The sequence below is a fragment of the Mycobacterium sp. NPDC004974 genome, from assembly GCF_053600815.1.
In genome coordinates this window covers 177757-201384 of sequence record NZ_JBSGAQ010000008.1, presented here as the reverse complement: position 1 = coordinate 201384, position 23628 = coordinate 177757, and the positions used below count along the sequence as shown (strand labels likewise).

The 23628-nt window shown below is 63.3% G+C and carries 16 protein-coding genes; 9 read left to right on the top strand and 7 right to left on the bottom strand.

Annotated features, from left to right (window positions below; translation table 11 throughout):
* Positions 1–38: 38 nt before the first annotated feature.
* The 7 genes from ACWEFV_RS19655 (at position 39) to ACWEFV_RS19625 (ending at position 14628) form a co-directional block, all read left to right on the top strand.
* Positions 39–968 carry a hypothetical protein gene (locus ACWEFV_RS19655; RefSeq protein ID WP_450071361.1) on the top strand — a complete coding sequence of 310 codons (930 nt, stop codon included), beginning with the start codon at positions 39–41 and terminating at the stop codon, positions 966–968.
* The gene (locus ACWEFV_RS19650; RefSeq protein WP_450071360.1) at positions 958–4074 is read left to right on the top strand and encodes an AAA family ATPase; all 3117 of its coding nucleotides are present in this window, start codon (positions 958–960) and stop codon (positions 4072–4074) included. Before ACWEFV_RS19655 ends, ACWEFV_RS19650 begins: the two co-directional genes overlap by 11 nt.
* A 361-nt stretch (positions 4075–4435) precedes the next feature.
* Positions 4436–10765 carry a DUF3320 domain-containing protein gene (locus ACWEFV_RS19645; RefSeq protein WP_450071359.1) on the top strand — a complete coding sequence of 2110 codons (6330 nt, stop codon included), beginning with the start codon at positions 4436–4438 and terminating at the stop codon, positions 10763–10765.
* On the top strand, positions 10762–11826 hold the full coding sequence (locus ACWEFV_RS19640; RefSeq protein ID WP_450071358.1) for a DUF2510 domain-containing protein: 1065 nt from the start codon (positions 10762–10764) through the stop codon (positions 11824–11826). Before ACWEFV_RS19645 ends, ACWEFV_RS19640 begins: the two co-directional genes overlap by 4 nt.
* Positions 11827–11833: 7 nt before the next feature.
* On the top strand, positions 11834–13333 hold the full coding sequence (locus tag ACWEFV_RS19635; RefSeq protein WP_450071357.1) for an SIR2 family protein: 1500 nt from the start codon (positions 11834–11836) through the stop codon (positions 13331–13333).
* A gap of 79 nt (positions 13334–13412) precedes the next feature.
* The gene (locus tag ACWEFV_RS19630) at positions 13413–13799 is read left to right on the top strand and encodes a hypothetical protein (RefSeq protein ID WP_450071356.1); all 387 of its coding nucleotides are present in this window, start codon (positions 13413–13415) and stop codon (positions 13797–13799) included.
* Between the two features lie 322 nt (positions 13800–14121).
* The gene (locus tag ACWEFV_RS19625; RefSeq protein ID WP_450071355.1) at positions 14122–14628 is read left to right on the top strand and encodes an Ltp family lipoprotein; all 507 of its coding nucleotides are present in this window, start codon (positions 14122–14124) and stop codon (positions 14626–14628) included.
* Positions 14629–14772: 144 nt separating this feature from the next.
* Here ACWEFV_RS19625 and ACWEFV_RS19620 read toward each other — a convergent pair whose 3' ends face one another.
* The gene (locus tag ACWEFV_RS19620; protein ID WP_450071354.1) at positions 14773–15744 is read right to left on the bottom strand and encodes a hypothetical protein; all 972 of its coding nucleotides are present in this window, start codon (positions 15742–15744) and stop codon (positions 14773–14775) included.
* Between the two features lie 185 nt (positions 15745–15929).
* Here ACWEFV_RS19620 and ACWEFV_RS19615 point away from each other — a divergent pair, with 185 nt between their 5' ends.
* Positions 15930–16145, top strand: a complete 216-nt coding sequence (locus ACWEFV_RS19615; protein ID WP_450071353.1) for a hypothetical protein — start codon at positions 15930–15932, stop codon at positions 16143–16145.
* A gap of 9 nt (positions 16146–16154) precedes the next feature.
* A complete protein-coding gene (locus ACWEFV_RS19610) occupies positions 16155–16313 on the top strand; it encodes a hypothetical protein (protein WP_450071352.1) in 159 nt (52 codons plus the stop codon).
* Between the two features lie 2 nt (positions 16314–16315).
* Here the strand turns inward: ACWEFV_RS19610 and ACWEFV_RS19605 are convergent, their stop codons facing one another.
* The 6 genes from ACWEFV_RS19605 to ACWEFV_RS19580 form a co-directional block, all read right to left on the bottom strand.
* On the bottom strand, positions 16316–17404 hold the full coding sequence (locus ACWEFV_RS19605; RefSeq protein ID WP_450071351.1) for an AAA family ATPase: 1089 nt from the start codon (positions 17402–17404) through the stop codon (positions 16316–16318).
* A complete protein-coding gene (gene pnuC / locus ACWEFV_RS19600; protein WP_450071350.1) occupies positions 17401–18060 on the bottom strand; it encodes a nicotinamide riboside transporter PnuC in 660 nt (219 codons plus the stop codon). The genes ACWEFV_RS19605 and pnuC overlap by 4 nt, the downstream gene beginning before the upstream one ends.
* A gap of 42 nt (positions 18061–18102) precedes the next feature.
* Entirely contained in the window at positions 18103–18801 is a 699-nt protein-coding gene (locus tag ACWEFV_RS19595) for an endonuclease/exonuclease/phosphatase family protein (protein ID WP_450071349.1), read from the bottom strand.
* Between the two features lie 249 nt (positions 18802–19050).
* Positions 19051–20121 carry a DNA-binding protein gene (locus ACWEFV_RS19590; RefSeq protein WP_450071348.1) on the bottom strand — a complete coding sequence of 357 codons (1071 nt, stop codon included), beginning with the start codon at positions 20119–20121 and terminating at the stop codon, positions 19051–19053.
* A gap of 242 nt (positions 20122–20363) precedes the next feature.
* Positions 20364–21005 (bottom strand): DUF6308 family protein, encoded by a 642-nt coding sequence (locus ACWEFV_RS19585; protein ID WP_450071347.1) that lies wholly within the window; start codon positions 21003–21005, stop codon positions 20364–20366.
* A 559-nt stretch (positions 21006–21564) separates the two neighbouring features.
* The gene (locus tag ACWEFV_RS19580; RefSeq protein WP_450071346.1) at positions 21565–23538 is read right to left on the bottom strand and encodes an OPT family oligopeptide transporter; all 1974 of its coding nucleotides are present in this window, start codon (positions 23536–23538) and stop codon (positions 21565–21567) included.
* Between the last annotated feature and the right edge of the window lie 90 nt (positions 23539–23628).

Below are 23628 nucleotides of genomic sequence, written 5' to 3'. Positions count from 1 at the left end.
TAGGCGTAGATGCTGCGGAGCGACGCCGCGCCGCAGCGATGACACTCCTTCTCGGTGCGATCAGTCAAGCGCAGGATCGGAGAGTTGATGCCCTGGTCTTTGTGGGCGGGCTCTTCGACGACCGTTGCGTTAGTCCTGTGTCTCTAACGTCGTTGGTGCAGGTTCTCGATGCGTACTCAGGTCAGATACTCATCGCTCCTGGCGCGGACGGCGAAGGGATCTACTCGGCGACGAACTGGGGGCCGCGGACTTTCGTGTGGTCATCTCAGGAGCTTGCCGCGGCACCAGAGCCGTTCGGCGCAGTTCTAGGGCGCGCACGTCAACCGGGATCACCCGCGGCGCTGCCAGCCGAACATGATGCCGGACGCGCGAGGGTACTGGTCGACGTTGGGTTGGACCTTGCAGACAGCATGAGTTGGGTAAGTGGATACCGCAACCGTCATGTCATCACGAGCGGATCTGCAAGCATGCCGGCAGACGGCGTCACGTTGTTGGCGCCGGTGAACCCCGGTCTTGGTGAGCAGTGGGGGCACGCGGCGGTAGTCACGTATGACAGGTCGGGGGTCACCAGCAGTGAATGGGTCACGCTCACGACAAGTCCATCGGCTGAAACCATCGAGATCGATGTGTCTGCGATCGCCACGACTCAAGACTTGCTCGCAGCTCTGAACAATTCTATTGCGACGGCCCCCGAATGGTCAGTTGTCACGCTCGTGGGTGAACTGTTGCAAGGCGTGCAGCTGCCGGTCACGGCAGAGTACATTTCTCCGCGAGGTGACGTGGCACTCCGGACCGACGAAGTCAGTTTCGGCTTCACCTCACCCGCCGAGAACGACCACACGGCCCTGGCGGAATTCGTCCGTTCATTAGCTGACGCCGATGCCGGCCCCCAGGATCGACACCAGGCCATTGCGCTCGGCCTCGCCGCACTTGTCCCTTCGGTTGGATCTGTGAACAATGCGATTTGAGCGTGTGATAGGGAGTGCCTTTGGTGCACTTCGTGGACAACAGCTAGATCTTGACCCTGCGATGACGGTGATCCACGGACCGAACGAAGCAGGCAAGTCGACGTGGTTCGCTGCGCTCTACGCCGGATTGGTCGGGCGCAAGTCTCAGCGCGGGCGACAGTCGGGCCCGCAACGCGACTTCCGGCGGCGTCACAAGCCGTGGGCCGGGTCGGCATGGCGTGTCGAATTAGCGCTCGCTCTTGACTCCGGACGTCGCCTCCATCTGAAACAGAATCTCGTCGACTGCTCAGTGACGGTGACGGACGCCGCGACCGGTGAGAACTTCAGCATCGAAGCGCTTGAGCGCGAATTCGGTTCGGCCCTGGAAAGCGATGGCTCCTTTGACGGATCGTGCATTCTTGGCCTTGACCGAGATGCGGTGCGATCCACGCTCTTCGTCGGCCAGGCGGACGTACTTGCCGTTCTCCACAAGGCGAGCGAGCTGCAAAGCCATCTGCAGCGCGCTGCCGCGTCTAGCCGCGTCGACACCACCGCCGAAGAAGCACTCCAACGAGTAGGTGATCTGCGGAGTTCGAGGGTCGGGTCGCCGCACGTCGGCAATCGACCGCTGAGAGCGCTGACTGCCGCAGCCAAAGAGGCTGGCGCTGACGCTGACTCAGCTCTCGACATCCAGCACCGATTGCTTACAGAACAAGCGGCGCTAAAGAGGAAGGTCACGACCGCAGGGCAGGCCGGACTGAGATTGGTCGAACTTGAGGCTATCGCCGAGTGGGTCGAAATTGACCAACTCGCTGGACGTGCGGCCAAGGCGCGCGAGCTGACGAAGAAGCTCGCGGAGGCGCAGAAGCTAGGTGCGCCAGCGGAAGAGGCTTCAACGCGGCGAGTTGCCGGCACCGTTGAGCGATACACCAATCGAGGCGAACCGCCAGCGAAGCCGACTGGACGAACAGCTGCCGAACTACAGGCCGACATTGACAGCCTCCCAGCGCTTCCCGCTGGACCTCGGGAGCCTGAGCCTGACATTGTCCAACTTGAGAGCGATCTCAACGCAGCTAGATCGGCACTGGAAACGCTTCGTTCTGAACCGGTTCAAGACCTACCCAATATCGCTTTCGATGCCAGCTCCGACGAACTGCGCAGCATCGCTGAACGACTCGAGGATGAAGCGCCTCGCTTGCGGGAAGACGTCGACAGCCAGATAGCCAGTCTGCGAGCGGATCTCACGAACCAGCGCACTCAGCACAACGAGCGAATCGCCGCATATGAATCGTCGGCAGTTGAGTATCGAGCAGCGCAGGACAGGTATTCCGAGCAGTTCAGCGTCTATAAACAAGCCCGTGAGCGCTTCAATGCAGACGAGGCTGAGTACAGCCGACAGGTTGAGGAGTACAACGCAGCGCGAAGCCGTCGTGATGAGGCGCGCGCGGAGCACGAGCGCGCCAAAGAACAAGCGCGTCATACGCAAGAATCGGCAGTTCGCCTTAGGAGCTTTGCTTATGCAGGGCTCGGGATAGGCGGCCTCCTTGCTATCGGCGCCGTGGCAGTGGGCATCATCGGACTGGTCCCGGTGGCGGTCGTACTTGGCGTCGTCTCCGCAGTCCTGCTGGCCGCCGGTTCTGTCGCGATCACTCGCCGAAGTGCAGGGGATACTGTCCCCGAGTACCGCGAAGCGCCGCTCCCTGAGGTGAGGGACAGACCTACATCACCGTTACCTCCACTGCCGCCGGCACCGCTCGACCTAGCGCATCCTGGCGATACTCCGGGACCGTCGCCTGAGCACGTTCAGCTCGAACGTGAACGTGATGGCTGGAAGGCCCAATACAGGGCGCACGCGGAGAGGGCTGCATCAGCACGAGCTCGCGCGCAAGAGCTTGGCCTCAGCCCTGTTCCCGCAGAGTTGAGGGCTCTCGCGCGGTCGATCGATGACAACGCTGATGCAAAGCGAAGGCACATGCAGCACACACAACGTGTTGAGGGAGCTGGGAAGTTGTTGCGTACCTCGGCCGAAGCGCTACTGCAGCGCCTCAGCCAAGCTATCTCCGCGCCGTCAGACGAGGATCTCATCGTGCAGGCTGCAAATGGAATGCGCGATTACAGGGGAGCCTGCAAGGTGCGAGATGAGCAGGCTAAGAAGGCAGAGCGCATGCCTGACTTGCTCGTGGCGCTCGAACAGCGCAACCAACGTGATGCTGAGTACGCCTCGGCAGTAAGGGCTTACGAACGGATCTGCGCAAATCTCGTTGAGACAGCCGTTGCCCTTGGCTACGACGCGCCCTCGGAGGATCATGCTCTCGAGGTGCTTGATGATTGGCTTGGTGACCAGCGAGCGTTAGCCGACGCGCACGCGAACGCGAACCTAGACGTCGGCAAGCTAGAGCAGCTGCTTGCCGGGGCCACATTCGAAGCGCTGGAAGCGCAGGCCGAAGCGCGGCGCCTCGTGGCACGACCCCGGCCGGTCCACATCGACGCCAGCCAGTTAGTTCGGCTCGATGAAGCGCGGCACGCAAAGGCAGCAGCGGATGGCGACGTACAGGAATCTCGGCGTGCGATTACGGATCTCCTAGAGGCATCGAAACCCGTCGCCGCAGCAGTTGAGCGTGAGATGCGTGCTTCCGAAGATCTGGAGAATGTGAAGAGGCTCGACCGCTACTTGTCCCTTGCCGAGAGGCACCTTCAGGTTGCGAAGGAACGCGCTCATGCAGATATTGCTCCCGCACTCGCAGACACGATGCGGCCGTGGGTATCGCGAGTGACAGCGGGGCGATACCGTGACATCACTGTTGACCCGGAGGAGCTAAAGCTGTTTGCGTTCGATTCGAGCGGACGCAAGTGGGAAGGCGACATTCTGTCCCACGGAACCACAGAGCAGCTTTTCCTGCTTCTCAGAATCGCGCTAGCGTCGCATCTCTCGACGGCCGAGGAGTCAGTACCGCTCGTGCTGGACGACGTCACGGTGCAAGCCGATCCAGAGCGGACAAGGGCGATTCTGGAGCTGCTTCACGAACTTAGCGCAGACCATCAGATTGTCCTGTTCAGCCAGGAACCTGAGGTAGTGCAATGGGCGAACGAGAATTTGCCGCCCAATGCTGTTGTCGCTTTGCGGTGATTGTGGCGTGTTTCGGAAGTTATGGGGCGCGAGGACCGCGATCCTGTGAGCTGGGGTGCTGCCGGTGTCGGTACCTCGTGCCATTCTGATCAGCTCGCCACCCGCGGGCACACGAGCCCGATGGATGGAGACCATGGTGATCGCCGACCGCTCGATCCCTGTGCTCACTCCGGACCGCGGCCCCGTCGACCCTGGTCGCTACCATCCTCGGCAAATTAACGTCTGCAAAGAACTCCGCGGGGTGGGTGGGCCGTGGTTCCATGTTTTGGCTGCTGCGTCGGGATACCCGTCAGCGGCTTTCGGTACTCGCGTGCGCGGTGCTTGCACAATGCATAACGCCCTGAAGGCAGAGGTGTGATTCGTGAATTCTGTTGACCGTCATCAACTCGTCGGACAGACACTGACCACACTGGCTGGTGGGCTCTCGCCTTTCGTGACGCAAGTCCTCAACCGTGTGCTGCCTTCCGGCACGGACTGGGCGGATCTGTTGCGGGCCAAGGACCAGGCCAACGGTCGCCGTGGCGGTGAGTATCAGAGCCGCGACCTGGCCTTGATGCTGCGGGCCATGACCGAACGCCTCGGCGACCTCGGGTACCCCTTCAACCGGGCGATGCCGCGGCAGGCCGAGATCTACGCCAAGGAGCTGCGCGAGGTCCGCAACAAGTGGGCCCACACCGGGGAGTTCACCGAAGCCGAGACCTACCGGGCGATCGACTCGGCGGAACTGCTCCTGCGCGCCATCGGCGCCACCGATGTCGCCGCCCGGATCAACAAACTCAAGGTGTCGGCCGTACCCGTGAAGGCCCCGCCCGTGCCGCAACAGGTGCCGGCCACCGAAGCACCCACTTCAGACACGGCACCCACTCCAGTGGCCGACGCACCGCGCATCGACATCTCCGCGATCGCTGACCTCAGCTACGCCATGGCGCATTGCCGAATCCCGGTCATCGATCACATCACGGTGGACAACACCGGCGGTGACCGCCAAGGCGCAGTCATCGAGGTCGACGTCGTCAGCGCCGATGGCTCCCATGGCGGACCCGCCGAGATTCACCTCGACTTGTTGGCACACCAGCCGACCGTCCTGAACACCGTCGATCTCAAGCTCGACCCGGCCTCAATGCTGCAGGTCGATGAACAGCGGCCCGGCGACATCCGCGTCGTCCTGCGTGACAGTGCCGGCGAGGTCCTCGCCGAGGCCGCCAAAGAGGTCAACATTCTGGCGGCCAACCAATGGAAGGCCACCCCGCCGCAACTCGCGCTGGAGGTCCTGGCCACCTTCATCCAGCCCAACGCCGCGGCTGTCGCCGGCCTGATGGTCGACATCTCCGACCGACTGCGCGCAGCCACGGGGAACTCCTCGATCGACGGCTACCAGAGCGAGAACCCCGAGCGCGTCGACGCCATCGTCCGAGCGGTCTTCGACGCCATGAAGGCCCGTGATATCCGCTACGCCGAGCCGCCGGCCAGCTGGGGTGACATCGGACAGAAGGTGCGGACCCCCGCTGAGGTGCTGGACGGGCGCCTGGGGACGTGCCTGGACACCACCCTGGTAATGGCGGCCGTTCTCGAGCAATGCGGAATCAACTCCACCATCTGGCTGATCCGTGGTCACGCCTTCCTCGGCTACTGGCGCATTGACGGCGCACTCGCGACGGTCTCCACCACCGAGCCCGTCGAGGTCGTCAACCAGGTCGACCTCAACAACATCGGGCTCATCGAAACCACCATGGTGACGCAGTCGGCGGCCGACGCGACATTCGACGACGCGCGCCGGGCGCCACGCGTCCGTCACCTGTCCGATGACCTGACGAACATCCTCGGTGTCACCGATGTGCGTCAGGCCCGTCAGGCACGTATCTACCCGCTACCCAGCCGCAGCACCGACGAACAGGGCAATGTCGTTGTCGCGGAATATAAACCGGCCGCCGGCCCCGTCTTCGAACCCTATGTGGCCAGCGAGACGAAACCGGCACCGGAGGCCGAGTCCGTCCCCGCCCGCGTCAGGCAGTGGAAGAACGCGCTGCTCGATCTCAGCCTGCGCAACAAGCTCATCAACTACACCGACCGCGCCGGCTACCGGCTTGAGGTTCCAGGCGGGGCGCTCAGTCGCTTCGAAGACGCAGTCAATGCTGGGGCTGGCTTCAGCCTGCTGGGCTCCGACGAGGTGCAGAACGTCGAGATCGCCCGCGGTGTGCGCTTCGGCCGGGACCTACCCGAGACTGAACGGGAGATTCTGCTCGCCGACAGGCGCTGCGCCTACATCGATATCACCGCGGCGTCCTACAAGACCAAGCTGAGATACCTTGCCAACAAGGCGAAAACGATCCGTGAAGAAACCGGCGCCAACAATCTCTACCTCGCCTTTGGAATGCTGAGCTGGCACCTCAACGACCGCCCGTTGCGCTCACCTTTGGTGCTGATCCCGGTGACGCTCAGCACCACCAACCGTGGTGAGCGCTACGTGATCACCATGGACGACACCGGTGCCTCCACGCCGAACTACTGCCTGGTGGAGAAGCTGCGCACCGCACTCGGCCTGGAAATCCCCGCCCTGGCCCAGCCCGACGAAGACGCCTCAGGAATCGACCTCACTGGCACCTTCGACGCGGTCCGCCGCGCCATCGCCGAGGCGGGTCTCCCGTTCCGGGTCGAAGACACCGTGCACCTATCAATCCTGCAGTTCGCGAAGTTCCCGCTGTGGAAAGACCTCGATGAATCATGGAAAGGTTTGACCCGCAACAGCTTGGTCCGCCACCTCGTTGAGAGTCCGCAGAACCAGTTCGTCGATCCCGTCACCGGTACCGCCGATGTCGATCTCGATGAGCTAAGCACCTCGGTGCCGGTCCCGGCCGACGCCTCCCAGCTGCGAGCTGTGGCCGACGCGGTCGGTGGCCGGACCTTCGTCCTGGAAGGCCCACCGGGAACCGGCAAGTCGCAGACCATCACCAACCTGCTCGCCCATGCGATGGCGGCGGGTCGTCGCGTGCTGTTCGTCGCCGAGAAGCGGGCCGCCCTGGACGTGGTGAAGAAGCGCTTGGAAAGCGTGGGTCTGGGGGAGCTGTCCCTGGACATCCACGACAAATCCGCACGCCCCGCGGCGGTGCGGGCGCAGATCAAGAACGCATTGGAACTGCGGCTGAGCCACGATGCGGACCTGTTGCGCACCAAACTGCAGGTGGCAGAGTCAAGCCGGCACAGCCTGGCCCGCTACGCCAACCTGCTGCACGAGCGCAATGCCGTCGGCCAGTCTCTCTACATCGCCCGATCCTCAGAGCTGGCCACCGACCAGGACGTCAGCCCGCTTGCTGTGCCGAGAAGCCTTGTCACCAACACGGATCCGGCGCTCTTCGACGCGGTGGCGCAAGTGTTGCGCACCCTGCCCGAGAAGGTCGACGACGCTCGCCCGCGGCCCGACCACCCGTGGGCTTTCATCGACGCGGTACCGCCGTCAGGCCTCGACCCCGCCAGCATCCACGCCGCCGCGGTCGCGTTCGACACCGCCCTGGCCGAACTCCAAGCCGGCGGGATCACCCTGGAGATGGTCAGCAAGTACGACAGTGCCGAGACCATCGATACGTGGGCCCGGCTGACCATCGAGCCGCGGTATCCGTTGGCGGCGGTAGACGCGGTGAGCACCGCACAGTGGCAGGGCCACCTCAGCGGGATCGAACAGCTTCTCGCCAGCCTGCACCAAGCAGCGCCCGGATGGCTGGCCACCGCGACACCGGCGGCGATGGATCTCGACATCCCGGCGATCCACGCCGCGGCGGCGGCGGCCGACGAATCTGGGTTCTTCGGCCGAAAGAAGCGCCGCCGTGCCGTCCTCGCACAACTCACCGATGTGCTCACGGTGGACCCGGCAGCGGTCAAACTCAAGTCGCTATCGACGCTGAGCGCTGACATGCAGGGCAGCCACGCCGCGGTTGCTGATCTACGTCAACGGGTTTCCGCACTGCCGGTCACAGTGTTTGATCGCCCATGGAATCCGTACATCGTCGCGGACGCCGCGCACCTTACGGAGACCATCGCGGCCCTGCGGCGCGTGGGTGAGGTGCTGTGCAAGAACTCGACCGACCCGCGCATCGCCGACCTCCGAACGTTCTACAGCAGCAGCCAGACTGGGGCTTTGGCGCTGACCCTGAACGCGCTGGCGACCGGGTGGCGGCGGCTGGCGGAAACGACTGGCGCGCCGTCGGCGCAGCGGGGTTCGTTCATCGAGGAATGGTGGGCCGGGCGCAGTGCCCGCAGGCTGGAGTCCACGGCGACCATCGAGCGCTGGGTCGCGCTCCTGGAACACGTCGAACCCCTGCTGCGGGCCGACATGGGCGAGGCGCGCGCGGGCATTCTCACGGGCAATGTCGTGGCTGAGGACGCGAGTCTCGCGTTCGACCGCGGCGTTGCCATCGCCTCCATCGCTGAACGGCTTGATGCCAGCGGTCTCAGCGACTTTGACGTGACCGCACACGGCAAAGCAATCGATCGGTTCACCACTAGCTCGTCAGCTATCCGCGACGAGTTGCGGCGGTCCATCCCCGCCCGGTTACTCGCCGGCCGTTCGTTTGACGCATACACCGAGAGCGGCCAGATCGGGCTGCTGAAACGCCAGCTGGACCGCAAGCGCGGCGGCATGAGTGTCCGCAGTCTGATGGACAACTTCGGGGACCTGATCACCCAGATCCTGCCTTGCACGTTGATGAGCCCGGACTCCGTCGCGCGTTTCTTCCCGGCACAATCCGACATCTTCGACATCGTGGTGTTCGACGAGGCATCGCAGATCCGGGTCGCCGATGCCATCGGCGCCATGGGGCGCGCGAGATCTGTTGTCGTCGTGGGTGACAGCAAGCAGATGCCGCCTACCAGCTTCGCTGACGCCAATGCCTCCGTCGACGATGGTGAAGAGGACGTCACCCCCGAAGCCGTCGCCGATGAAGAGTCGATCCTCAGTGAATGTGTGCAGTCACTGGTGCCGCAGCAGTGGCTCTCCTGGCATTACCGAAGTCAAGATGAGGCGCTGATCGCCTTCAGCAACATCCACTACTACAACGGCAGGCTGGCGTCGTTCCCCGCGCCATTGGCCCCGGCCAGCGGACATGGCATTTCCCTGGTCCGGGTTGACGGGCAGTTCGAGCGGTCCGGGCGCGGGAAGACCCTGCGTACCAACCGGGTTGAAGCTGATCGAATCGTGGCGGACATCCGTGAGCGGTTCGATGAGTCCCCCGAGGCTGCGCCGTCGATCGGTGTGATTACGTTCAACGCCCAGCAGCGCGACCTCATCGAAAACCTGCTGCGGGACGCCGGGGATGACCGCTTGCTGCAGGCGCTCGATGAACCGGACGGACTCTTCGTCAAGAACTTGGAGAACGTCCAGGGCGACGAGCGAGACACGATCCTGTTCTCGGTGGCGTTCAGCAAGAACGAAAAGGGCGTTGTACCACTGAACTTCGGACCGCTGTCCAAACCGGGCGGGGAGCGCCGACTGAATGTGGCGATCACCCGGGCCCGCCGCGAAGTGGTGCTCTACGCGAGCTTCGATCCTGCTGAGTTGCGGGCAGAGGAGACGACGCAGGTGGGTACCAAGCACCTGCGCGCATATCTGGAGATGGCTCACCGCGGTGTCGACACCATCACGCAGGGTGGGCGGCGCAATGCGGTGATCGACCGGCACCGTGATGACATTGCCGAGGCGCTGCGTCGCGAAGGTTTTGTCGTGAGAGCGGATGTGGGGCTGTCGGACTTCCGCGTCGATCTGGTGATCGCCGAGCCTGACGAACCTGACCAGCCGTTGGTGGCGGTGCTGCTCGATGGCCTCGAATGGTACGAGCGCCGAACAGTCGCCGACCGTGACGGGCTGCCGGTCGATGTGCTGTCGACACTATTGCATTGGCCTGGCGTGGAACGGGTTTGGCTGCCCGAATGGCTGAGCCAACGGGAAGCGACGATCGCCCGCTTGCGGGACGCGGTGGCCATGGCCAATAAACGTCGACTTGAACCACCGGCGGAGGTGACACCACCAGCACCTGTTGTGGCACACGAGCCGGTGTCAGAGGTGCGCAATGAGGACTTCGCGTTCAAATCGGCACCGGGTGCGGCTCCGAAGCCGGAACCGGTGGCGCCGCGGCGGCATGCCAACCTCGTGGACTTCAGTGCGTGGATGCCGATCGTCGTCGGTGACATCAGGGTTCTGGATGAAATCCACACCCCGTACAACACGTCGAAGGTGCGAAAGGTCGTCGAGTCGATCATCGAATCGGAGGGTCCGGTGCATCGGGACCGGCTGGCCAAGCTCGTGGCTGGGGCCTTCAGTCTTGGCAAGGTAGCCGAGTCTCGTCGGGTTGCGATTCAGGGTGTCGTGCCCGCGGAGTACCTGCGGGCGAACGACCGGGATTTCTATTGGCCCACCGGTGTCGATCCCGTCACCTGGCGGTCCGCCCGCACGTCGATGAAGGGAGAGGGCAGGCCGCCCGCCGAGATCAGCCTCGTGGAGATCGGCAATGCGATGGTGATTGTCGCGGAACAGTCTGGCGGCATTGCCGTCGAGGACCTCAAACGCGACGCACTCGCGCTGTTCGGTGGTAGTCGTGTCACACAGGCCATCGGTGCGCGGCTCACTGATGCGCTCGACCGGGCACTCACGATGGGGATTCTCAAGCAGCTGTCGTCCGGAATCGTCGTGGCCGGGTCGGCATGACTCAGCACTATCTGCTGTGGAACGAGCAGCGAGGGGACTGGTGCAACTACGACATTGTCGGAGAGAAGTCCTATGGCGCAACGATCCGCAGTCTTCTACCCGCGGGATGGTCGGGTGATGGGGTTGAGGTTCAACGTACCTTTGAGTTGATCCCTGAACCCGCGAACCCACATGACCCCTGGGCGATTTCAGTACGTGCCGACGGGCGAACCGTGGGATACCTGCAGCGCGAGGATTGCCCGCTATGGGCGAACGTCATCCGACGAGTTGTGGCCTCGGGGCTTGTCCCGGTGGTACCCGGCCGTATCTACGCATTCGATGCTGTCAACTGGGAGGACTGGGACGGCGAGCACGACCCCCCGAAAGAGTTCGCCGCGAAAGTGCAACTCAAGCTCGGCGACCCGAAAGCGGCGTTGCCGATCAACGACCCGCCGTCGGTTCCCTACACGATCATCCCGCGTTCGACGATTGTGCAAGTCACAAAGGAAGACGAGCACACGGATGCTCTCTTGTCATTCGTTCCAGACGATGGGTACGGGACGCTGTTCGTGACACTGCACGAATGCGCCACGGGCCGTGCATCCTCGGCAAAGGCGTTGGTGGAGGTCCGAATCGACGATGTGCGGATCGGGCAACTGACACCGCAGATGAGTCAGCGGTTTCTACCAATGATCCGCCATCTTGAGGCCCGCGGATTGGTGACAGCCTGCTGGGGCGATATCAAGGGCTCGGCGGTCGCGGCAGAGGTACGCATTGACGGCATCAAGGCGAACGAAGCTGACGCCATCATCCTCGACGGCGACCCGGAGACGATCCGTAGACTCGTAGGGCCGCAATCCGACCCTGAGAGATACGACATCTCTTGTGCGACAAACGGAACGACTGTTCAACCATCCGCTAGGCACAGTTATGCCGCTGAAAAACACCCTCGCTCGACCTCCGGTCCCGTGGCGCCTCCGCTGCCACCGGCTGCATGGTACGACGATCCGCAAAACCCACACATGCTTCGCTATTGGGACGGCGCGCGGTGGACTGAGCACGTTGCCTCCAAGGTTAGGTAACAAGGCTGTGGGGCACCTATTCGTCGCCCAGGGCGACCTGACCAAGCTGGCGTGCGACGCGGTGCTGATTCCCTGTGACACCCGCCTGAACGTGAACCGCGTGTGGTCGAGCGTTCTGCCGAAAGGCCTCCCAGCGGGAGATGCTGGCTGGCTGCGGATGCCCGGAAGCCAAGACACCAATGGCATTGTCACGCTGGATGACCACGACGGCAGGAAGGTGCGGGCCTTCGTCGCGATTGAAGGACGCACGACTCCAGACGGTGTGGTGCGCCGGATGTGGATGGCGATAGACCAAGTGTCACAGGGGCTGGAAGCGGGCGATGGGCGCATGCGTCCGCTGATCGGGGTTCCCCTGCCTGGAACAGGTGAAGGTGGGCTGAGCGGCCGCCGCGGGGAAGTGATCGACAGGCTGCTCGATCAGTATCGCAGCGTGGAGCAGTCATGCGACATCGCCCTTATCCTCTTCGATCAACGCGACTTTGCCGCGGCCCAGAACCGACGAGATCCTCATCGTGATTGGTCGGAGCTGTCCGACGAACTGATATCAGAGGCGGACCGTCTCGGAGAACTTGGCAGGCGCGGTCAGCTCTCGTTATTCCTGGGGGCAGGCGTATCCCGGCCAGCCGGGCTACCTGACTGGACGGTGCTGCTGCAGCGGCTGGCAGACGAGGCAGGCCTGCCGCATGCCACCGAGGAGACAGCACCCGAGGACGCTGCAACCGAGATTCGTGCGAAGCTCGGCAGCCGGTACCACGCGCGCTTGTCCGAACTGCTGGACGTAACACGTCATGCAGTCGGTCACGCCCTGCTGGCAAGCCTGCGTGTGCAGAAGATGGTTACAACGAATTTCGACCCATGCCTAGAGGCGGCGCTCGATTCGGTGTTGGCCCACGAATACCGCGTGCTCGCACGAGAACTCGCCGACGGTAGCTTGCCGTGGCTGCTCAAGCTCAATGGCGACATCAAAGTGCCCGAATCCGTTGTCCTGACACGCGATGACTTCGGCCGGCACGAGGCGGAGAGCCAGGCATTGCGAGGAGTGGTTCAGGGTCTGCTGCTCACCAGCCACTTGCTGTTCGTCGGCTACAGCCTTCGCGAACAGAGTTTTCTGGCGTTGGCGAGCGAGGTTACCCGGGTTCGACAGCGAGCCCGTCGCGACGACGGGAGCCGCGCCGGAACGGCTATCGCACTCGTGGACAGCGCAGTCGCAGACTTCGGATACCAGGACCTGTACTCAGTATCGATGGGGGCGATGTCGTTCGCCGAGGGAGCGCGCCGTCTGGAGATCTTTCTGGACCGGCTCTGCTGGAAGGCGGCTTCCAGCGACGAACGGGCCGCTCAGTATCTTCTTGACGACGACTACAAGAGTGGTTTGCGCGCGAGTGAGCGGGCACTGCGGGATGCCGTCTACGAATTTCTGGACACCGTAGAACCCGTGGCGAAGACGAGTCCCGGATGGTCACGGATCGCCGAGACCCTCAGAGGGATGGGCGCAACGGTCAAGTAGGCGACCGTGAGATGCGTTGTCGCCGATGCTGCCAGCTCGATCAGACAGACGCTGGGAGAAATCCTGCGAGGATGGGGCGATGTCCGACGAGCCGTGCTTTGTCGAAGTGGTCAACCCGACGCCGGAGGAGATCCGCGCCTGGGCATACAGCGGAGCGTTCGAGCCGATGCAGGACTGGGACCTCATCATCGCCGACGTGGACAACCTGGACCTGCTCCTTGAGCTAATCGGTGATCAAGCGTGCCTTGCCCGGAAGTACCTTCTCGACAGCTTGTATTGCCTGTTCGGCCATTCGGACCGCACCGACCCACGTCTCTTGAGGGCCGCCGAGGCGGCGCGGACAGCCTCAGATGCGTGGATCGCCACGTGGGGTCGGCGCGTTTGTCAGGTCGCTGAACATCCGTCCGATTTCAATCGCGCGGACTGGTGTGGCTGGGACGGTTATTGCTTGAACCCGGACGGATAGGGTCTCAGCGGCTGAACACGCACACCGGATCAGCACCCTGTGGGAGGCGTGCTTTGGCATTGTCGATCTCCTGTGGCACTTCCAATCCGGTGCAGGCTCGTTATGCCAACTGCATTCCTGCGATGCGGATTCGCCAGCGTGTCGGTGGCCTCTGTCATTCTGTTCGGCTCGCGTGTGCGAGCAACCACGAACAACGGATGGAGCACATACGATGACCAACTACTTGGTGACGACTGCCACGGCCACGCATCATGACGCGACCCGCCGCTCGTCGGGCCGCACGACGGAGAATGTGGCGCCTCCGAATGCCGGATCTCGGACTATGACAACGAAGAACCATCTCGGCGCGCTTGCCGCAGGCATGCTGCTGTTGGCCATCAGTTGCACCGCGCTGTGGGCGGTCAACGCCAGGAGCATTGCAGGACTCGACGGGGCCCCTCCCTCAGTGCAATTGGCCTGCGCCGTCACGAGCATCGAAGAACGCGGCGAACCGCACGTGCGAGCATTCTCCGGACCTACGGTCCCCTTGGAACCGGTCTCGACGGTCAGCCAGCGCAATGCGCTGCGTACCGCCAAGGACTACCTCGACTACACCGCCTTCTCCCGTGAGGGGCTCATCCAGCAATTGGAATACGACGACTTCTCAACCGCAGACGCGACTTTCGCCGTCGACCATATCGCCGTTGACTGGAATGAGCAGGCTGCAAAAGCTGCCAAGGACTACCTGGACTATTCGGGGTTTTCCCGCGGCGGACTCATCGACCAACTGGAGTACGACGGGTTCACACCAGCACAGGCGGCTTACGGAGCCACCTCAGCAGGGCTGTAGTCAACCGAGCAGATCGGCGGCGGGACCAGAGCCACGGGGCGCCCACATTCCCTGACCAATGTCACGGTTTGCGGGTTTCCCGCGGCTTCCGGCCCACCGCCTAACTCGATATGACGACAGTCGTCGAACAGCTCAATGGGAATCTCAGGACAGCTTTATCCGTCCGCCGCTGTGGTAGACCGCGAGTACCTCGTCCTCGTGAACCAGGGCAGCTAGTATCCCTCGCCCGACAGCCAGCACACCCGATCGCGGTCGGTCGGGGCCGTGTCGCGGGTCCCACAGAGCTTCTATCGATTGTCCGCGCAACAAGACTGCGAGTTGCATCTTGGAGTCAGGGAACAAGGACTTGGTCGCTTTGGGGATGCGGATACGACCCGCTTTGAGGTCGCCAGCGCGCACGGGCTGTGAATAACATTGCGACGAAACGGGTTCTGGTGCAATAGCGTCGAGCCGCGAACGAACCGGCATGGCGTTATCTGGTGGGGGTGTTCCTGGTGAAATCGTGGCGGACACCCGGGGCTCCCGCGCGCCGGTGATGCCATGACGTTTCCGCGGCCCACGCGGGTCTTTCAAGTTCGCAAAGGGCAACGGCAAACTCGGGTCACAAACTGCTGCGCGCGATGTCGCCGACACATTCATCATGAATGTGTCGATCATCGTCTGCTCGGCGACATCCGCTGTTGCGCAGGCTGTGAAGTGCACCCAAAGTTGATCGAGCCCGACGAGGGTCTTGATTGGCCAACCGCCCGCGTGTGGCTGACGCGCACCCAATCGCGTCTTGTAGTACTGGTCGATCCGATTGGCGACAGATGTCCCTGCAAGTCCCACGTACAGCACCGTTTCATCGGCTAGCCACATCGATCCCAGGCGGTCTCTCAGCTCTTCGGCGGTGGGTCGTTGCCGGTCAAGTAGAAGCTCCGGGCGGGCATCCAGTAGCGCTTCGACCGCCCTCAGGGAGATAGGTGGTGTGTCGCGAGTATCCAACCCATCGGGTGACCTACTCAGCGCGACGATGTAGACGCCCGGTTCGTCAAAGGGCACCGCTGCTCCCCAGGCAACAGCATCTGCCCATGTCAAGCCAGCAGACCCCAACAGGGCGTTGACGGTTGACGGCATGGCGGAACACTACCGTTGTCCCATTGCGGAGGATGTGGATTTGGTTGCCGCTGGGGACTGTCTGCCATGCCTCAGCGGTGTGAAATCAAGAGTTGTCGGAGGGCTCTGTCATTCTGTCCGGCTCGCTCGAGCGCACATCGCGCTACCGATTGCGAAAGGAAAGAACGATGGGAGGCACAGGGGTAATGACACGTGATACCGGAGGCAGTCGCAAGAAGGCGGTCGAACTCGACGACGACCTGTTCGCGCGCATCACAGAGGTGATCGCCGGCAGCGATGTCGTGGAGACGTTGAGCAACAAGCGCACCAACTGGATGACGTCGTTCGACCATGCGGGCGTGTGGGTGGAGACGGAGCGGTCCAGGGCCCGTGCATCCGGACCGCAGCTAGTGCCGGCATGAATGATTGCCGTGGCGTGGGAACAGTTGTGTAAGAACGGAACTCTCAGCCATATCGAGCTGCTCAACTACCTGAACGTCAAGCGGTCGGCATTCGTCTGTGCGTTGCTCGCCCAGTTCCCTGATGTCGTGGTGGTGCAGAACCGCCCGACCGTCCTGGAAAAGATCTAGGACTACGACGTCCCCTCAAACCCCGGCCCCCGCAACGGTTCCCCGAACCGTGCCCGCAGCTCCAACAGCGGTTCGATCGTGCGGACGGCAATATCCAGCCGCTCCTCCAACGTCCCCGTCAACAGCACCCATGAGTGCCCGGCGGCCGTGAGCGCGTCGGCGAACCACCCGGTCATCGCCGCGCGGATGGCCAGATCACCTTCCCGCATCCCGTCGTCGTCCCACGGCACACCCTCATGGTCGGTGAGCAGGTACACCGCTCGCGGCGGGACTTCCGTCCAGGGGCCGCCGGACGCGTCGTCGAGGTAGCGGCGCTTCCAGACGCCGGTCGCAAAGGCGTCGGTATCGCAGATCAAGACGGGTGAGCCGGTACGCGCCGCAAGTTCTTCGAGTCGGGTCTGCTCGGGACCGATGACATCGAAATCATACCCATCCCAATGTAGTTCGGTGATGTCGACCTCGGGATTGGCCGCCCACTTGAGTTCGGTGTAGTCGCGGCCGTACTCGGGCACACATTGCGTCGCGGCCCAGGTTCCGCCGCGCGCGGCATAGTGCTGAGTGAGGCGTTCGGCCACCGTCGTGGTTCCGGTCGATTCGGCGCCCACCACGACGACGCGGGTGGTCAATCCCGCCCGAGTCGCCGGCGCCAATTCATGCCATTGGCCGGCGAGGTCGTGTCGTACCGCGGTGCTGCTGCCGGTACGGCCGGTCCTGACGGCGGTCGCGCCGAACCACTGGGCGAGCTCGTCGACATAGTCGTCACCGCTGAACACCGCATCGATGTCCGGTGCAGCGCCGGAGGCGTGCACGCCGGCGCGCATGGCGGCGACCTGCGCCGCCCACACCCGCTGATCGGTCACGTCGACGGGTGCATCACAAGGGATTCCGGCGATCCGCACGTTCACGTCGGCAGCGTGCTCCTCGCGGAGCCACGCCATCCGGTCGGCCAGCGGAATCGTCTCGACCGCCGCAGCCATCACCAGCACGGTGAACTGGTCGCAGCGCGCCGCAGCCGCCCGGATCGCCACATGATGCCCAATCCGCGGCGGATAGAACTTGCCGATCATCAGGCCGTGCCGGAACTCGGTCATCGCACCGCGCTGTCTGCGGGCAGCGCCGCGTCGGCCGGCTCCACCTCGCGTGCCCAAGCACGCAAACCGGCGATGCACAGGCCGAGGAACAACACGTACACCGCCGCGGTGAGGATCAGCCCCTGACTGAGATAGAGCGGGATGAAGATGCAGTCGGCGGCGATCCAGAAGTACCAGGTTTCGATCCGCCGGGTGTTCAGCAGCCATTGCGCGACCAGCGACAGGCACGTCGTCACCGCGTCCAGGAACGGGGCCGCATCGTGCGCCGCAGTCAGGATGACGTACAGAACCCAGGTGCCGAGCACCAAGAACACCGCGCACCAAGCCAACTCGACCCGACCGCACCGACGCACCACGGTGGTGCCCGTATCTGCCCGGCCTTTCAGCCACTGCCACCACCCGGCGAAACCCAGCGCGATGTAGAGCACCTGCAGGCCCGAGGCGGCCCACAGACTGGCCGAGGTGAACAGCACGAGGAAGAACGCGTTGTTGGCGATCCCCACCGGGAAATTGAGGATGTTGCGCCGGACCGTCAGTGCGACGCACAGGCCACCCGTGACAAAGCCGAGGAACTCGGCCCAGCTGACCGTGTCGGTGCCGATCGTGAAGAGCGCACTGTTGAGCGGCTCCACCATTCGGGCCAGCCAGTCGATCATCTGGCACAGCCTATTAGCTACGTCGCCATCCCCGGTCAGGCACTAGTCCAGCGTCGCGACCAGCCCGGAGTGGTCCGTCTCGGCGGTCAGACGCGGTGCATGGTCGAATTCGCACGTGCGGACGTGTCGCGCGATCTCCGGCGTGGCGTAGATGTAGTCGAGGCGGAACCCGTTGTCGCTGGGGCGGCCGAACCACGAGTACTCGCGGACCGTCGGATGCAGCGAGCGCCACACGTCGACGTAGCCCGACGCGATCAGGCGCCCGGGCACCTCCGGCCCGATGAACTTCGTGCCCTTGGGATCTTTGTCGAGATCGTTGTTGCCCGTGTTGAAGTCACCGATGAGCAGGTCGACGGCGCTGCGTCTGGCCCGGTCGATCAGCGCCTCCCAGTAGGGGAGTTTCGCGTGGGCCTGCGGCAGGTAGACACCGCCGACGATGGTCCCGTCGAACTCGACGCACCACAGGTGGTGGGCGGACAGGTCGCGGCTGAAGCGGGATGCGCGGTCGATCGGGGTGCGCGACGCGATGAGCACGGCGTTCTGCTTCGGGTCGGCCGAGGGATGTGAGGTCTCATATCCGGCGCGTTCGAGCTGGGCGATGAGGCGAGCGCCGGTGTCGTTGGCCCGGAATTCGGTCACCACGAGCAGGTCGGCGGTGTAGCCGAGCAGTCGGGCGGTGAGCGCGTCAGCGAACTTGCTGCCGCCGTGGCGGATGTTCAATGCCGCGATGGTGGTCGTCATCGGGCTGTCCCTCTCGCTCAACGTGGAACCTCCAGCGAGCCGGACAGTATGGAGGAAGGCGCCGACAAACTTCTGATGCCTCTACAAAACGTCTGTGTCAAGGAAGGTTTGGAGAGTCCTCCGCCCTGAGGTGGAGCGGCTACCCAGACTTTCATCAGCAATTCTGAGGGTTCGGTCCAGCCCCGCCTCCACAGTGGCGCTCTCGTTCGTCGTACGGCGCGGAACGAGTTAGCGCGACCGGCCACTGAGCTAGTCGACGCGTGTGGCAATGGCGGCCAGTGACTCCCCTTTGTAGCGCCAAACGTCAGCACCCGGTATCGCGTCAACGGGTGTGTTGGTGGCTTCGAGCACAATCTGCTTGGCCAGAGTGGTCGGCGTCATCGTGGCCTGATCTGTTGGGCCAGCACACCATTGCAGCGGACGGTCTCGATTATTAACCCACACAGCGCGTCCTCGGCGTGGATCCACCGCGACCCACGCGTCAACAGCGGCAACGAGGTCCTGGTTGATCCAGGTATGCAGGTCGAGTTCGATTTCCGCGCCCTCGGGGATCGCATTGGACTCATAAAGTAAATACGTAGAACGGATACGCCGCTTCTTTTCTGCAATCTTTGTGGCCACCGAGTCGGCCGACGCAGCTGCAATTCCGGGAGTCAGGACTCTAGTCGTTGGGTCGACCGCCGGATAGAGGCGCCTAAAAACGATGCATGATTGTGCCGGTGCTGAATCCGGCCACACGAACGCGTTGACGGTGTGCATTTCAATGCTTAAGTTCGGCGTGAGGTCTGAAAGCCACGTCACCGTCGTGTACGTCTGCGCACTGAAATCTTCAGCGAGCAGGATTATCTTCGGCACGGTGAGGATGTCCTCGTCCCATGTGCCGTCGACGTGATCTTCGAGATGCTGTCGAGCCTCTGCGTGGCTAACGGGTTCGTTGGCGAGACGGTTGAGGTAGTCGGCGTGGGCTTCGGCCAAGGTTTCCTTACTGAAGCCCGCGACGAGCGCCGCGTAGGTAATTGCCTGGAGGTGGATGCGGGAATCAGTACCCCGCTTCAGCTCAACGACGACCAGCTGACCGGAACTATCGAGGCCGAGCACGTCTAGCCGCTCTCGCGCGAGGTCGCCAGAATCCGAGGACCACTTGTCATATTGAGTGGTGACCACCTTGACGTGGTCTCCGAGCACCTCGGGGTGCTCGACCACCCATTTCTCAAGGTGTGTGGGCTCCAAGATGCCAATTTCGGCTAGGTGGCGCGGCGGCATTGAAACGCACCCTGTGTCGGTACCAACGACAGTGAACATCTGCATGTCACTTTGCATGCGGCCAGTGTCGCATCGGTAACTGCTCGCCGTCACGCATCGGACTCCTAAGACAAAGGATCGCTTGCACCATTCAATGGCTTGGAACTGCCTCAGGTGTATGTCGCCCTTGCTTCAACATCGAGTCTTGGTGCTTCATCTGTTTTGAAGCTGGAGAACCGGGGCTTTGTGATCGTCCTACGAGGAGATCGGCCATCCGAGTGTTGTTTCCCATTTTCGGATAGACGACGTCCAGCGGTACGTCAGCTTGCAGCCGCTTTCGCTCGCTCCTTCTTGGCGTTACGTGATTGGCTATGGCGCATCCACACCGCGGCGTCGAGCAGGCGCAGCGTCGAGATCGCATCAGATGCCGCAGTGGGACGTATAGCTTCGATGGATCTCCGTACATCTGGATCAGCCAGACAGTGACGCAGCTCGGTCCAGGGTTGATCACCGAGTGCTAGTGCGCGACGAATGACACTGTCGATCACTGGGATTAGACGCGGACGCTTGCGGGCCATGAGCTTGCTCGCACGAGTCTCGCCCACCTTGGGCAACTCGTCGAGCGAGTCGTACAGCCGGAGAGCGGCTGCGAGATGCTCGTCGCTCGCCTCCCAAAGGTCTACGTCGGCGGGCACAGCATCGAGAAGGGCGCTGAATCGGTCCCCATCAGTGTCGAGCAGTTGCCGCACAGCATTCGGCGGCAACACCACATCGAGCAACGTAACGGCAAGTAGGTCCGTGGCCGTGAAACGATCCGAGGGGTTATCCGGCAGTGTGTCGAAGGAGGTCGCAGCGAATGGTCCAGCAGGACTGAAGAACTCGGCTGTGAGGCGGCCTGCCGGAGGAGCGATATTTTCGAGGATGTGTGCCCGCAAAGTCGAGGACGAATCAATTTCCGTCATGCTTGTTGCCGTCGGCGAGGCGGCCGTGCGTACCGATTGTGAACTGCGTCGACTTGGGCCGACCAGAAGATGAGTTTGTCGTCGGAACTGGCGGTGTTCGGTAGCAGCCCCAGTTGGATAGCCAGTCGATAGAACCCGGGGCCTGCGTCATTGCGGTCCAGGTAAGCGACAATCGCAGACAGCATCAGCTTCGTTTCTCCGATTGTGCGGTGGACCGCGTCACCGAGAATCGCACCGACTGCGTTGCGGTCGCTTTCGATCGCGAAATCGAAGGATTGTGGCCGCGGCGGGCTACGCAGAATTCAGCTCGCTGTAGCTGACGATGCGCCGGAGCCGGGCCTGGTTGAAAAGAAACGCAATGGCGTCGTCGACCATCGCGTCCCATTCGTCGTCGCTTCGTCCGAACATGCCGCAACCAGCCTCCTGTCGCGCCGCAACATCACCCACCCGTTGGGGTGCGGCAAACCCGGAAATCGCGCTCACCCTACATTCCGGAAGGTGTTGCACGGCGGGATTCGTGACAAGCAGAGAAGGCTGCCTTCTAGGATCGCGGAACCGCTCACTCCGTCACGAGCTGACGCGCAGAAATCTTCTGCGTCCGCTTGTACAACCAAAGGAGAACCAGCGCGAACCCGATCACCCCGAGTACTTCGGCGAACGTCCCGTCATTGCCGGTGAAGATCGCGAACGGATCGTCGCTTCCGGTGCCGGCGACGAACCCGGCGAACACCACGCCGTAGAGGCTCTCGCCGACGATCATGCCCGTGGCCAGCAGCACCCCGAGCCGCTTCTTGCGCTCGACGTTGCCGCCGGTGCGGTCAGCCCACTTGTTGTAGAAGTAACCCAGCAGGGAGCCGAGCGGGATGATCAGGGTCAGGCTCATCGGCAGGTACATGCCCATCCCGACGGCCAGCGGTGGTAGGGAGAATCGTGTTGTCCGGGTGAGGATCTCGTCGACGATGACGATCCCGACTCCGATCGCCGCACCCAGCCCGATCAGCGACCAGTCCAGGGATCCGCCGAATACGCCTTTGGCCAGTGAGGAGATCAGGGCGGCTTGCGGCGCGGCCAGGGCGTGGTCGGTGGCGCCTGGTGCGCCCAGGAATCCGAAGGCGCGTTGCATGAGGTCGAGTACCGGCGGGATGATCGCCGAGCCGAACAGCACGCCAATCACCAACGCTACCTGCTGTTTCCACGGGGTGGCCCCGACGAGCTGGCCGGTCTTGAGGTCTTGCAGGTTGTCGTTGGAGATGGTGGCCACCCCGAAGGTGATGGCGGCGACGAACAGGGTGAAGGCCACCAGGGCGAGGGACCCGTCATCCGTGGTCGGGCCGTAGACCAGCTTGATCAGCAGTGCGGCGATGAGCACCGTGAGGATGCCGACGCCGGAGATGGGGCTGTTCGACGAGCCGATCAGGCCGGCCATGTAGCCGCACACCGCGGCGATCACCAGACCGATGACGAAGATGAACACCACGCTGGCCACGATGATCCCGGTCGAGCTACCGTGCAGCACGGTGCTATGACTGAAATCCCACAGCAGCACGGCAATTGGAATCAGCATCGCCACCACGATGCCCACCACGATGGGGAATGGGATGTCGCGTTGGGTGATGTCGACCAGCTGGCCCTGCCGTCGGTCACGCGCCGAGGCCAGCGCCTCGGTGATGCCCTTGATGATCGGGCGCAGGATCTTCAGCAGCGTCCACACCGCGGCCACAGCGATCGCCCCGGCCCCGATGAACCGGACTTCGTGGACGAACACCCCGTCGATGACGTCGGCCACGGACTCGTCGGTCCCGAACGTCCCGATGGTGCGGATCGGCAGCAGCACTCCGAACGAGATGACGAGCCCGACGAGCATCGCGAACCCGACGGTCATCCCGATCAGATGCCCCACCCCAACCAATGCCAGGGACAGGCTGGCGCCGAACATCGAGCCGCCGGCCCCGACCCGGAAATACGCGGCCACGTAATTGGCCAGCACCTTGAGGTTGGCCAGCAGCGCGAACCCGGCCGACACCAGTGAGCCGAACGCGATGACCCGGATCCCGACGCGGTTCTCTTCGACACCGCCGCTGCTGTCGCCGACCTTGAGCACCTCGGCCGCGGCCACGCCCTCGGGGTAGGGCAGATCCGAGCCGGTCACCAGGGCCCGGCGCAGAGGGATGGAGTACATCACGCCGAGGATCCCGCCAACCGCGCACACCGCCACGGTGATCCAGTACGGGAACCCGGTCCACCAGCCGATCATGATCAGCCCGGGCAGCACGAAGATGATCGCCGAGAGCGTGCCCGCCGCCGAGGCGATGGTCTGCACGATGTTGTTCTCCACGATGGAGTGGTTGGCGAAGTTGCGCAGCAGCGCCATCGAGATCACCGCGGCCGGGATCGCAGTGGCGAACGTCAGGCCGACTTTGAGGCCGAGGTAGACGTTGGCCGCGGTGAACACCAGCGTGATCGCCCCGCCGAGCAGGATCCCGCGGAGGGTCAGTTCGCGCAGCGTCGGTGTGGTGGGTTCTGCGACAGCCAACTCGGCGTCCTCTCGGTTGAAGTTGCTGACTAACGGTAGGCGCTGGGTCGCGGTGTCGCGGGATGATCGGCCTGCAGCGGATGTATCGAT